This is a genomic window from Lacinutrix algicola (assembly GCF_001418085.1).
In the GTDB taxonomy this organism is placed as follows: domain Bacteria; phylum Bacteroidota; class Bacteroidia; order Flavobacteriales; family Flavobacteriaceae; genus Lacinutrix; species Lacinutrix algicola.
Genome location: NZ_LIQH01000035.1, coordinates 25,102 through 37,713, shown reverse-complemented (window position 1 = coordinate 37,713; position 12,612 = coordinate 25,102). Strand labels below are relative to the sequence as shown.

Here is a 12,612-nt window from a genome sequence, read left to right as displayed (position 1 = left end):
TAATAATAAACAGAATTTCACGATTTTTTTCTAATGAAAAAGTTCTCAATGATTAAATATATTAAGTATGCTAGAAATTAAAGTAAAAAACTTTCAGGAATTAACAACTACAGAGTTATATAACTTACTTCAATTAAGAAGCGAGGTTTTTGTGGTAGAGCAGGATTGCGTCTATCAAGACATAGATGGTAAAGACCAAAACGCATTACATGTTATTGGCTATAAAAACAATAAAATAGTTGCTTATACGCGTTTATTTAAAGCAGGTGATTATTTCAATTTGGCAAGCATTGGTAGAGTAGTTGTCGATAAAAATGAAAGACAGTATAAATACGGTTATAATATTATGGAAGCCTCTATTAAAGCTATAAAAGAGCATTATAATACTACTGAAATAAAAATTTCGGCACAATGTTATCTTAAACGTTTCTATAATAATTTAAACTTCTTTGAAATTGGAGAAGAGTATTTAGAAGACGGTATACCACATATTGGAATGCTTTATAAAAAATAAAAAAGTCAGTGCATAACACACTGACTTTAAAAAGTAAAAACTCTACTAAAAATTATTTACTTAAAAATATTTGGTACTGGTATAATATATTAAATTATAATTCAAATATAAGCATACCAAATAGTTATAATAAATATTTTAGCCAATCGTCATTATTATTTGTTTAAAAACATAAACTAAAACAAAAAATAAAAGCATTCGATTAATAGTAGTGTTATTATAGATTAATTAAGACTATGTTTAAATATAAAGTATAAAAAAACACTCTAAATTTTACAGATGGTTTTTTTATGCCTATTATAATTTTTTCTTAATTAGTTTTGCCAACATAAGTAACTAAAATTTCTACACGCCTGTCAAATTTTGGTTCTCCTCCAAGTGGAAACTTTCTTCTCATACCAACAAATTTCATTCGTTTTTTTTCGACTCCTTTTCTTTCAAGATAATCATAAATATATTTAGCTCTAGCTAAAGATAAATTACGTTTTCCTGTTTTTTTATCTACTGCATCTCTACTGTTTTGTGTACAACAAACATGGCCTTGAATAGTAAAATATACACCTTTATTATCAAGCATAATATTTGCAAGTTCTAGTAACGTTTTTTTAGAATCTGAAGTTACATAGCTATAGTTAGTTTTAAAATAAATTTTATCCAAACGTATTTTATCACCTTTTTTTATGGTGCCTTTTTTAATATCGTCTGTTGTTTTTTCTTTAGTATCTTCTGCTATTTCAACTTCTTCTTTATTATTCTCTTTAATTGCTTTGACTGGAAGTTTTTTACTTACTATAACTTCTACTTTTCGATTAAGTCCACGAATTTGGCTTACTTCATTTTCATTTAAAACCTTTAAAAGTATTTCGCCTTTGCCATTAACATTTGTAATTAAATTAGGATCTATTCCATAACCAGCAAACATTTCTTTAATAGCATTTGCACGATTTTGAGACAGCTCTAAATTGTATTCGTTAGAGCCTCTATCATCTGTAAATCCATAAATTGAAACTTTTTCCACAGCAATGGTATCTAACTGAGAAATAAAGAGTAGTAGTCTATTTTCTTCTGTTAAAGGAACAGCATACTTATCTGTATCAAAATAAACATCGTGAGTAAATTCATTTTGAGAAAACCCAAGCTGAGTAATAAATAGAAGTATGGGTATTAAGTATTTCATTTCTTTTTAAAGGATATTAAGTATATTTCAATAATCTATCTATTAGTTAAGATAGCGTTGGTATTTAGAGGTGTTCGCTAGTATTTCTGTAGCTTTTTTTATCTCTTTGTTATGTAGCTTATAATATTCGTATAAACCTTCTCTGTAAACGTAACGTTTTATTATTTCGTCGCTTAATAAATCTATAAGTTGAGATTTATTATCATCGATAGCTTTTAATTTTGAATTATTTAAATTCTTAATTAAAGTATTATAGTCACGTTGTATATCATCGTCTAAATTCTCTGTTTTAGCAACTTCCAATGCTTTGTTAAGTGATTTTTCGGTATCTGTTTCAAAAGAAAAATCTGAAGTTTTTAAGAAGTTTTTAAAATCACTAAAGTCTGAATCTGTTAATTTCCAGTTATTAATATCGCTAATATTTTTGTGATTATAATAGTATTTAGTAGCGTAATCGAAAACACTTTGATTACTTAAAATAGCTTTTGTAATTGCAGAATTTTTAGAATAGTCTAAAACTTCGTCTGGCAAAACACCGCCACCGTCAAATACTTTTCTACCATTTTTAGTTTTAAAAACATGGTAATCTTGTTGTTTTACACGAACAGCATTTCCTTTTTCATCTTTATTCCAATAGTCTAAAGCTTGAATACAACGACCAGAAGGTGTGTAATAGCGAGAAATAGTTACTTTTAACTGTGTACCATAGGTTAATTTTTTAGGACGTTGTACAAGGCCTTTTCCAAAACTTCTAGCACCTACAACAACACCTCTATCTAAATCTTGTATGGTTCCAGAAACAATTTCACTTGCCGAAGCACTTTTACCGTTAATAAGTACAACTAATGGTATCTCTGTATCTATTGGATCTTTTTTTGTGTAATACGTTCTGTTGTATTTTTTTACTTTAGATTTCGTTGTGACTACCAATTGGCCTTTAGGCACAAATAAGTTTACAATATTTACAGCTTCGTTAAGTAAACCTCCTGGGTTTCCACGTAGGTCTAATATAATACTTTTGGCACCTTGAGCTTTTAAATCTTTTAAAGCATAACCTGTTTGTTGCGAAGCTTTAGCGTTAAATTTACTAAGTACAATATAACCTGTAGTTTCATCAATCATAGAAAAATGAGGTACAGCATCAATTTCAATTTCACTTCGTTTTACCGTTGTATTTGTTTCTTTACCTTGTCTTAGATATGTTATTTCGGCAGATGAATTAGGTGGACCTTTAAGTAGGTTTCCTGCATCTTCTTTATAATCCACTACAGTTTGTCCATCTATTTTAATAATCTCATCTCCAGCTTTTAGTCCTGCTTTATCTGCCGGATAGCCTTTGTAAGGTTCTACTATTAATAGTTTATCTTTTAAAATACGTACTTGAGACCCAATACCGGTATAATCTCCAGTTCTTTGAATTCGTGCTGCTTCTACATCTTGTTCGTTATAAAACTTAGTGTAAGGATCGAGTTCGTTTAACATGTTTTTAATGGCATTATCCATTAAATCACCAGGATTTGTTTCGTCTACGTAATTCATATTCAGTTCTTTAAAAAGAGTTGTGAATATTTCAATTTGCTTTGCAATTTCGAAAAAATCGTTGTTATAGGTTTTAAAAGCAGAACCTGTAAGTAATATTGTAAGTGCTAATACAGGAATGAGAACTTTTTGTTTTAATAGTTTTTTCATTTTTTCATTTTTTTCTTATACCATTTTCTAATAAAAAATATTCCAATACTAAGTAGAATTAGAAATGGCCAAATATTTAATACACCAAGGAAAAAGTAAGATAAACCATTAAAACCAGATTTTAATGCTTTTCCCATTTTAGAACCATAAGATTGGGTGATTTTAGAACTTGTTGTGGTTTTATAAAAGGTTACATTTATGGTGCTTAACGCTACTCTATTACTTAAGTATTTTAAACGTCCTTGTTTTGCTTCAATTTCTTCACGAATACTAGAGAGTTCTCTCTCTATTTCTAACATTTCTTTTACATTTTTTGCTTTAGAAAGCAATTGTAAATAACGTGTTTCTAGTACTCTTTTAGCTCCTAACCTTGCTTCAAGATCTATAAATTCTTCTGTAACATCTTTAGATGAAATGCTTTTACTGTCAAAATATTCTACAGATCTACTAATAGAATCTATAGTGTTCTGAAAGCCATTAGTTGGTACTCTAACAATAAGAGTTCTAATGCTTCTGTTATAATTTTTAGAAGCATTATCGTTTTGTATAACACCATTGTTTTGTTTTACATAACGTTGAATATTATCGAAAGTTTTATCTAAATCGTTAGTTTTGAATTCTAGATAAGATTCTTTTATAATTTTTTGAGATGTTTCTTTTGGAACAGACACATTGTAAGTCACTTCCATTTCTTCAATAGTGTCTTCTATTTCATAATCATCACTAGAAGCATTAATGAGACCTAGTACACCACTATCATTTTTATAATAACTTGGTTCTTGATTACAACCAAATAATATTAGAATTACAATAATGGATAGATATACACGCATGAGTATTGTTTTATTTAGATAGAAACTTCGTTAAAAGTGCCTTCATTTTTATGTTTATCAACTCAAAATCTGGCATATCTTTACTAATATATAAAATCATTAACGTATAATCGTTAACTTCATTATTAATTAACATGGTTTTATTTAATCTATAAGCTTCACGAAGTAAGCGTTTTATACGAATTCTATCTACTGCACGTTTAAAATTTCGTTTACTAACCGAAACGCCAACTTTACGAGAATCTCCATGTTTTAAATAGACCAACCGCAAAGGATATGCCGAAACCGAATCTCCATCGAGAAATAATTGCTCGATAGTTTTTTGGCTTTTAAGTTTTTCGTGTTTATTATACGTCAGTTTCATAGTTTCCAAAGGTAATAATGCTATTGAAATAAAAAAATCTAATAAGACACCTTTTAACGACTATTTTAAATAGATTAAAAGTGTAATGTTTTGGTTTTAATTCAGACTTACACAAAAAGAAAAACGATGTCATTAACACAATTATTAAAAGATTATGCAGATGCGTCTGCGGCTAAACTCCCAGAAGAAGCAAAAGTTATAATGGAAAATGCTATAGAAGATGTAGAAATGTCTAAAATAACAGCTAAGGCTTTAAAAACTGGAGATATTTTTCCGAGTTTTAATTTACCAAATGCAAAAGGTGAGGTTATTAAGTCTTTAAGCTTATTAGATAACGGGCCGTTAGTTATTGCTTTTTATCGTGGAGGTTGGTGTCCTTATTGTAATATTGAATTAAAAGCATTACAAAATGCTTTACCACAAATAAAAGAAAAAGGAGCACAACTTGTTGCTATTAGTCCAGAAAGCCCAGATAATTCCTTAACAACTCAAGAAAAAAACGAATTAAGCTTTGAAGTACTTACAGATAAGGATAATAATTTTGCTAGAGATTTAAGTTTAGTTTATAAATTACCAGAAAGCTTGATTGCTTTATATAATAAATTTGGGCTTAGTTTAGATGAAAGCCAAGGAAATTCAAATTCCGAATTACCAATAGCAGCAACTTATGTTATAGATACTAATGGAAAAATAATTTATCATTTCCTTAAAGAAGATTATAAACTTCGTGCAGATCCATCTGCAATATTAGAAGTACTTTAAATAGAAAGTAGTTTATATAAAAAAGCCTCATCTTAAATGAGCTTTTTTATTTTAAAATAAATATAATAGGCGTTCTTTATCATCAGGTAAACCGATAATGTTGTTTATATAATCGTTTTGATATTGCAATTCTCCTTTTTTAATATAACCTTCACCAATAGGCATACAAGCATTCCAAGAACCCGATGGTTTACAATTACTTAAATCTGTAATTTTAATTATGGTATGGTCTTCAACAATAATAACAGCGTATTTATAATCTTTTGCTTTTATTAAAGATTCTTTGATATTATTCTTATTTACTTTAATAACTTCTTTAACCGAATTTTCAACACTTTTTTTAAAGTCCTGAATAGGATTTTTAGAAGTGTCATTTTCTAAATTTTTTACATCTTCAAGAAAAGGAATAGAAGTAATATTAGTTTCAACATTCTCAACAGAATGCTGAGTTGAGATTTTAGTTGCATTTACTTTTTCTATCTCGACAGTTTTGTTTTCATTTTTACAGTTAAAAGCAAGAACAAGAATCAATAGTATTGAAATTTTTTTCATCTTTTTAAGTTTTAAAATACAAAAAGCCACAACCTAAGTGTAGCTTTTTGTTTTCTAATATAACAATTATATTATTTTTTGTTATTCTCTTTATTTATATCTGCCATTATATTTTTAGCATCAATTTCTACGTTCTTAACAGCCTTTTTAGCTTTAAAAGAGTATGTTGGGTGAGCCCAAGACCAATCTGCCATTACAGTAGCTGTAGTTGGCTTTTCGCCACGCATCATTTGTAACGGAATATAAATACTTTCTGTAGTACCATCTGTATAAGTTACTTCAAGATCTATTGGCATTGGCATTTCGCCAATACGCTCTAAAGTTACTGTGTTACCATTTATACTTTTTACACCATAGTCTATAGTATTTGTAGTCGTAGTCCAGTCTGTTAAATACCATTCTAATTCTAAACCAGATACTTTTTCTGCAACACGAATAAAGTCGTTTGGTGTTGGGTGTTTAAAAGACCAATCTATAAAATACTGTTTTAAAGTTTTCTTTAAATTGTCTTCACCAATAACATAACCTAATTGTGTTAAGAAAACAGAACCTTTATTATAAGCAGTTATACCGTAAGCCATGTTCGTTTCGTAACGGTCTGCATGCGTACTTTGTGGTTTTTCTTTTCCAGATTTTGCTAAGTAGTTATAACCTCTGTATGCACTTGCAGCAGGATTATCGGCATTCTTTTTATTAATAAAATCCATAGCATGGTCGCTAATGTAGCTTGTAAAGCCTTCGTCCATCCACTCGTGCTTAGCTTCGTTTGTTGCTAATAAAAACTGAAACCAAGTATGTGCTAATTCGTGAGCTGTAACACCTACTAAGCTACCAAATTTACGTTTACCTGTAATTAAAGTACACATAGCATACTCCATTCCACCATCTCCACCTTGAATAACAGAGTATTGATCGTATGGGTATTTACCAATATGTTCGCTAAAATACTGCATCATTTCAACTGTTTTAGATTGAAGATTTTTCCAGTTTTCTAAGTTTTCTGCAGGTAAATCTTTTTTGTAAAAGAAATTTAACATTGGTCCGTTAGGCACTTGCATTGTATCGTGAATATAATCTGGATCTGCAGCCCAAGTAAAATCGTGAACATTAGGTGCTTTAAAATGAAGTGTTTTTTTATCTCCTTTTATAACAGGATTAGGTTGTAAGTATCCTGTACCTCCAACAACATAATCTTTATCGATTGTTAATTTTAAATCAAAATCTCCCCAAACACCATGAAATTCTCTTCCTATGTATGGGTAAGCATGCCACCCTTCAAAATCATATTCCGATAATTTTGGATACCATTGCGTCATTGATAATGCAACACCTTCGGCATTGTTTCTACCAGAACGTCTAATTTGAACAGGTACTTGCGCATCAAAAACCATATCGAAAGTAACACTTTCTCCAGGTTGTATTGCTTTGTTTAAAGTAACCTCTAAAACAGTTCCAGCAGTAATGTGCTTAACAGTACTTCCGTTTTGTTTAAGAGATGTTACATTTATGTAACCTATTTCATTAGGCTTTAAAGTACTAATTCTACTTTGTTTTTCTCCATTTACTTCGTTTACCATTCTACCATCAGGATCTACAATAGACTGTAACCTAGCGTCCATATCACTACCTGGTTGAAACGCGTTAAAGTATAAATGATAGAATACTTTATCTAAAACGTCTGGCGAATTGTTTGTATAAACTAATTTCTGTTTTCCTTGATATTGGTAGTTATTAACATCCATATCAATTTCCATTTTATAGTCTACATGTTGTTGCCAATATGTAGATTTTGAAGATGAAGAACTAACAGCTGTTGCACTACTTTGAGTAGTATTTGTAGTTGTAGAAATACTTTTAGACGAGCCACAACCCATTAAAAATAATGAAGCCGAAAGGCTAAAAAGAAGAACTTTTTTCATTTTAATTTTATTTTAAATAAAAAAGCCTCAGTAATTACTAACTACTGAGGCTTTTAAAAGTTATTATTTTACTTAGATAATTGCGATGCCATAATTAAAGCATTGTAAACATTTACCATTTTACCAGATTTAGTTAAATCTCCAAACGGTCTAACGTCTTCGGTTTTACCACCAACAACAACTTTAGTATTGATTGCTAAACCAGAATCCATAATAACTTGCTTAACCTGTGCAGCAGTTAATTTTGGGTATTGAGACCAAACTAAAGCAGCAACACCAGCAACAGCAGGAGATGCCATAGATGTTCCACCCATTGTTTTGTATTCATTTTCTGGTGTTGTAGAATATATTGCTGCACCTGGAGCAAAAACATCTACGTTTTGTTTTCCGTAGTTAGAAAAACCAGCAACCATTGCAGTTCCATATTTAGGAGCTAATGCACCAACACGAATGTAAGTATTACTAATTTCTACATAATTTACGTTATCGTCTGGGAAGTTAGGTTCTGTATCTACATCTTCACTAGAGTTTCCTGCAGCGTGTACAAAAATTACATTGTTATCACTTGCGTATTTTATAGCATCTCTAACCCAATCAGCATGAGGAGAAAAACTTTTACCAAAACTTCCATTTATTACTTGTGCACCATTATCTACTGCATAACGAATAGCTTTGGCGACATCTTTATCGTACTCATCTCCATTAGGTACAGCACGAATTGCCATAATTTCTACATTGTTAGCAACACCATTTGCTCCTAAACCATTGTTACGTTCTGCACCAATAATTCCAGAAACGTGAGTTCCATGACTTTCAGATATTTTTACAGGCATAACGTTTCCGTTACCATATCCTGGCTTATCATTCCAATCGTCTGGATTATCACCTGTTTTACGTCCTTTAAAATCTTTATTTAAATTAAAAGCAACTTGATCACCATAATAGTCTACACCACCTTTAACTTGCTCTAAAACTGCTGGTAAAGATTTAGCACCTCTTCCATACATACCAGTAGCAGTTTCTGCAGCGGCTTTTAATGTAGCATCTTCAGTTGTAATTGCTGCTACTTCTTTAGATGTATAATCTTCTTTTTTAAAGTGAGCCGCTAATGCTTTATGTGCACTTTCAACAGAGTTGTAAATACCTTCGTATTGTTGTTTTCCAGCTAGAGCTGCATTATAATCTGTATCATACTTAGCTTTAGCTTCAGCATATCTAGGAGCATTTGTGTCTCCACTTGCTACTAAACGAATGTATTCTAACTGTTCATCGTATCCATCACCAAGAAAGTTCCAACCATGAATATCATCAATATAACCATTCTTATCATCGTCAATTCCGTTACCAGCAACTTCTTTTTTGTTAGTCCAAAGTACACCATCTAAATCTTCGTGAGAAATATCAATTCCAGAATCGATAACTGCTACAATAACCTTTTTTCCTTTTTTTCCTTTAATAATTTCAGCGTAAGCTTTATCAACACTCATTCCTGGAATAGTATCTTTTGCAAGATCTAAATGTCCCCAGTTTTTAGCTTCAGCATCTGTAAGTGCTGCTTCTTTAAGCGGTGAAGTGTCGATGTTTTCAACAGGAGTTGTTAAAATTGGTGCTCCACCACCACAGCTAGATAGTAATGTCGCTGACAATACAGAAAACAAAAGTGTTTTATTAATTAATTTCATATTATAAAATGTTTAGTTGTTAAATTAAAGATTAAAAATGTCGTTGCTTGAAAAAGTGTCTTTTAAACGTACACCTTTTTCGGTGTTTTGCACAGTAATTATTTCGTTATGTGCATCATGTTCCAAAAATAAGTAATAATTATTATCTGCTGCTAAATTGAGAAATTTTTCTTTCTCGTCTAAAGTCAGTAAAGGCCTTGTGTCGTAACCCATTACAAAAGGAATTGGCAAGTGCCCAACGGTAGGTAATAAATCTGCCATAAAACAGATGGTTTTACCCTTATAATTAATCATTGGAATCATTTGTTTTTCAGTATGGCCATTCGCAAAAAAGATATCGAATCCTAAAGCAGAATTTTTTAGAATGTCTTCAGAATTGCCTTGCGGAAGTTTAGTAAACTTTAAATGTCCACTATCTTCCATTGGCATTATATTTTCTTTTAAAAATGAAGCAACCTCACGACGATTAGGCTGTGTTGCCCATTGCCAATGTTTCTCGTTACTCCAAAAATGAGCATTTTTAAAAGCAGGTTCTAAAAGTGTTCTGTCTTTATTGTATTGAATAGATCCACCACAGTGATCGAAATGTAGATGCGTCATGAAAACATCTGTAATATCATCGCGATGAAAACCATATTTAGCTAAAGATTTATCTATAGTATCGTCTCCCCAAAGGTGATAATAACCATAAAATTTCTCGCTTTGTTTGTTTCCCATTCCTGTATCTATTAAAATTAAACGGTTTCCGTCTTCAATTAATAAACAACGTGCAGCAATATCAATCATGTTATTACTATCTGCTGGATTGGTTCGCGTCCATAGCGATTTTGGTACTACGCCAAACATAGCGCCACCATCTAGCTTAAAATTTCCGGCATTTATAGGATATAAATTCATAGCTGCAAATTATGAAAAACAAAGGGATTGAGAGTAAACGTTAAGTTTTTATTAAGAAACTACTTGTTGTAAACGTTTCCCAAAATCGTAAAGTGCTTTAATTTCTTTAATACTTGCTAGTCTCTCTCTTCCAAATACAAGTAAATCGTGCCCGTTAGACTCTACATGATAGTATGGGTTACTCTCGAAGAAATGTGTTATTTCATCAGTAAAAAAAGCTTGAATAGCTTCAGTGTTTTCTCCAAGTAAATAAAATCTTTTAGAAAAATCGGTATGGTTTGCAATAGGAATATCTTTAAAACCAGCAAAAGCATATACTTTTTCAAGAAAACCTTCACGATCTAAAGTAAATTCTGGAATGTTTTTATCTAATTTTATATGAAGCATGGTTGAGCGGATGACTTCTTTGGCTATAAATTCTCCTTCAGAAAACTCGATATCAAAAGTATTTATGGCTTCATTTTCATTAGATAATTGATTATAAATGTAGTTTATCTTTTTAGTTCTAAAAAACAAGAATCCATCTAAAAAATGAGTCTCTCTTTCCTTTTTAGATACATAATTTAAGTGGTAGTCTTTAGCCAATTCTTCTATAGTTTTTTGGCGACGTGTTAAACTGTTTTTAATAACGTTTGGTACTGGTAATAGGCGACGCAAAGCAAAAGGATGTTCAGAATCTGTATCGTGTAAATCTAGCCCAAGTACTTCAAAATGACCACCTCTTTTTGTAAATAACTCTTGATAGTTATTAAGGTTTTCCATTACTGTATGATCCACAAATTGACATAATGAGAAATCTACAATTACATCTTCGGTTTCTGGAACAGCGTCTAGCTTAGCTTTCAATTTATAAAAGTTTAGAAAGCTACAAAAGTGTTTTACACTTACATAGTAATTACGGTCCTCTTGAAACATTAACACATTAGGCTTCATTAGGTTTCTACCAAAGAGCTCAAAACTTTTATTAAGTAAAAGGTGAATGATAAAAGTAACTAAAACACCTGAAGCAATACCAGAAATAAGTCCAATTTTAAGCGTAACTATAAGTGTTACGAAAAAGATAATAAGCTGCTCTTTACCAATTTTAAAAATTTTAATAATATTCTCTGGAGAGGCTAATTTATAACCAGTGTAAACCAAAATAGCCATTAAAGCAGGTAAAGGAATACGCTGTAATTGAGAACTAAAAAGTACTATAAAAATGACTAAAAAAGTAGCATGAAAGAAGTTTGAAGAACGATTAGTACCTCCATTATTAACATTTACAGAGCTTCTTGCTATAACGGTTACAACATTTAATCCGCCAAGAAAACCACTACCAACAGTTGCTAAACCTAAAGCTTTTAGGTCTCTATTTACGTTACTACGGCGTTTTTCGGGATCTAATTTATCTACTGCTTTTATACTTAATAAAGATTCTATACTTGCTATTAATGTTAGCGCTAAAACGCTTGTCCAGAAAGGAATTGTTCCAATTTTACTAAAATTAATGATTGGAAGTTGCTCAATAATTTCTGAAAATTCTGGAATACCAGAAATCATATATTCAAGAGCAATAGGATTGTTTTCGTGCGCAACAATTTCAAAATAATAACTAAATGCAATGGATAAAATAACAATCCACATGGGAGCAGGTATAAGCTGCAAATACTTATTTCTAATTTTTGAATAAAAAACCATAATAATAAAACTTATTACTCCTGCTGCTGCTGCATAAAGTAATCCTGTGTTATCATAATGTATAGCATCGTTTATGGTAAAAGGAATTTCTAACAGGTAGTCTATAGTGTCTTCTCGCTTAATACGATGGGCTAACATAATATGAAACTGTTTTCCTAAAATTATTAATCCAATAGCAGCTAACATACCTTGTATTGCAGAAGATGGAAAGAAATCTGCTAATTTTCCTAAACGTAAAAAACCTAGTATTAAAAGTAAAACACCAGAGCAAATTATTGCAGCATATGCACTTTCTATTCCTAAAGTTGATATTGCCACTAAAAGCACACCAACAAGCCCGTTTCCGGGTCCAGAAATAGTAACATTACTACCTCCTAAAATTGAAACTAAAACACCACCAACTACAGCGGCAATAACTCCGGAAATAGGAGGTGCCTCACTAGCCATTGCTAATCCTAATCCTAGAGGTAGAGCAATAAGGCTAACTACAAAACCAGAAAAAATATTTTTAGGTAATGTTTTAAAAAACAGTTTTATATTATT

Annotated in this window: 11 protein-coding genes; 2 read left to right on the top strand and 9 right to left on the bottom strand. The window is 30.9% G+C overall.

Features of this window, described 5'->3' with window-relative positions; translation table 11 throughout:
• Positions 1-67: 67 nt before the first annotated feature.
• Positions 68-514 (top strand): GNAT family N-acetyltransferase, encoded by a 447-nt coding sequence (locus tag ASC41_RS08290; RefSeq protein ID WP_055436175.1) that lies wholly within the window; start codon positions 68-70, stop codon positions 512-514.
• A gap of 310 nt (positions 515-824) precedes the next feature.
• Here the strand turns inward: ASC41_RS08290 and ASC41_RS08285 are convergent, their stop codons facing one another.
• From ASC41_RS08285 to rnpA, 4 genes are read right to left on the bottom strand one after another with little or no spacing between them, the layout of a single operon-like run.
• Positions 825-1,691: an OmpA family protein gene (locus tag ASC41_RS08285; protein ID WP_055436174.1), complete on the bottom strand. Its 867-nt coding sequence runs from the start codon at positions 1,689-1,691 to the stop codon at positions 825-827.
• 42 nt (positions 1,692-1,733) lie between these two features.
• Positions 1,734-3,380 (bottom strand): S41 family peptidase, encoded by a 1,647-nt coding sequence (locus tag ASC41_RS08280; RefSeq protein ID WP_055436173.1) that lies wholly within the window; start codon positions 3,378-3,380, stop codon positions 1,734-1,736.
• Complete coding sequence (locus ASC41_RS08275) at positions 3,377-4,213, bottom strand: DUF4349 domain-containing protein (RefSeq protein WP_055436172.1); 837 nt, start codon at positions 4,211-4,213, stop codon at positions 3,377-3,379. The genes ASC41_RS08280 and ASC41_RS08275 overlap by 4 nt, the downstream gene beginning before the upstream one ends.
• A gap of 10 nt (positions 4,214-4,223) precedes the next feature.
• Positions 4,224-4,577: a ribonuclease P protein component gene (rnpA, locus tag ASC41_RS08270; protein ID WP_152971442.1), complete on the bottom strand. Its 354-nt coding sequence runs from the start codon at positions 4,575-4,577 to the stop codon at positions 4,224-4,226.
• 126 nt (positions 4,578-4,703) lie between these two features.
• Here rnpA and ASC41_RS08265 point away from each other — a divergent pair, with 126 nt between their 5' ends.
• The gene (locus ASC41_RS08265) at positions 4,704-5,339 is read left to right on the top strand and encodes a peroxiredoxin-like family protein (RefSeq protein ID WP_055436170.1); all 636 of its coding nucleotides are present in this window, start codon (positions 4,704-4,706) and stop codon (positions 5,337-5,339) included.
• A gap of 51 nt (positions 5,340-5,390) precedes the next feature.
• Here ASC41_RS08265 and ASC41_RS08260 read toward each other — a convergent pair whose 3' ends face one another.
• From ASC41_RS08260 to ASC41_RS08240, 5 genes are all read right to left on the bottom strand, one after another.
• Positions 5,391-5,891, bottom strand: coding sequence for a hypothetical protein (locus ASC41_RS08260; protein ID WP_055436169.1), 501 nt, complete (start codon positions 5,889-5,891; stop codon positions 5,391-5,393).
• A 71-nt stretch (positions 5,892-5,962) separates the two neighbouring features.
• Positions 5,963-7,810 carry a M1 family metallopeptidase gene (locus ASC41_RS08255; protein WP_055436168.1) on the bottom strand — a complete coding sequence of 616 codons (1,848 nt, stop codon included), beginning with the start codon at positions 7,808-7,810 and terminating at the stop codon, positions 5,963-5,965.
• A 68-nt stretch (positions 7,811-7,878) separates the two neighbouring features.
• On the bottom strand, positions 7,879-9,492 hold the full coding sequence (locus ASC41_RS08250; RefSeq protein ID WP_055436167.1) for a S8 family peptidase: 1,614 nt from the start codon (positions 9,490-9,492) through the stop codon (positions 7,879-7,881).
• A gap of 24 nt (positions 9,493-9,516) precedes the next feature.
• On the bottom strand, positions 9,517-10,389 hold the full coding sequence (locus ASC41_RS08245) for an MBL fold metallo-hydrolase (RefSeq protein ID WP_055436166.1): 873 nt from the start codon (positions 10,387-10,389) through the stop codon (positions 9,517-9,519).
• 51 nt (positions 10,390-10,440) lie between these two features.
• The gene (locus tag ASC41_RS08240) at positions 10,441-12,606 is read right to left on the bottom strand and encodes a SulP family inorganic anion transporter (RefSeq protein ID WP_055436165.1); all 2,166 of its coding nucleotides are present in this window, start codon (positions 12,604-12,606) and stop codon (positions 10,441-10,443) included.
• Positions 12,607-12,612 lie beyond the last annotated feature (6 nt).

Excerpts from the sequence above, each read along its gene's own strand:
- ASC41_RS08290 (WP_055436175.1), top strand. The coding sequence starts at position 68 with ATGCTAGAAATTAAAGTAAAAAACTTTCAGGAATTAACAACTACAGAG.
- ASC41_RS08285 (WP_055436174.1), bottom strand. The coding sequence starts at position 1,691 with ATGAAATACTTAATACCCATACTTCTATTTATTACTCAGCTTGGGTTT.
- ASC41_RS08280 (WP_055436173.1), bottom strand. The coding sequence starts at position 3,380 with ATGAAAAAACTATTAAAACAAAAAGTTCTCATTCCTGTATTAGCACTT.
- ASC41_RS08275 (WP_055436172.1), bottom strand. The coding sequence starts at position 4,213 with ATGCGTGTATATCTATCCATTATTGTAATTCTAATATTATTTGGTTGT.
- rnpA (WP_152971442.1), bottom strand. The coding sequence starts at position 4,577 with ATGAAACTGACGTATAATAAACACGAAAAACTTAAAAGCCAAAAAACT.
- ASC41_RS08265 (WP_055436170.1), top strand. The coding sequence starts at position 4,704 with ATGTCATTAACACAATTATTAAAAGATTATGCAGATGCGTCTGCGGCT.
- ASC41_RS08260 (WP_055436169.1), bottom strand. The coding sequence starts at position 5,891 with ATGAAAAAAATTTCAATACTATTGATTCTTGTTCTTGCTTTTAACTGT.
- ASC41_RS08255 (WP_055436168.1), bottom strand. The coding sequence starts at position 7,810 with ATGAAAAAAGTTCTTCTTTTTAGCCTTTCGGCTTCATTATTTTTAATG.
- ASC41_RS08250 (WP_055436167.1), bottom strand. The coding sequence starts at position 9,492 with ATGAAATTAATTAATAAAACACTTTTGTTTTCTGTATTGTCAGCGACA.
- ASC41_RS08245 (WP_055436166.1), bottom strand. The coding sequence starts at position 10,389 with ATGAATTTATATCCTATAAATGCCGGAAATTTTAAGCTAGATGGTGGC.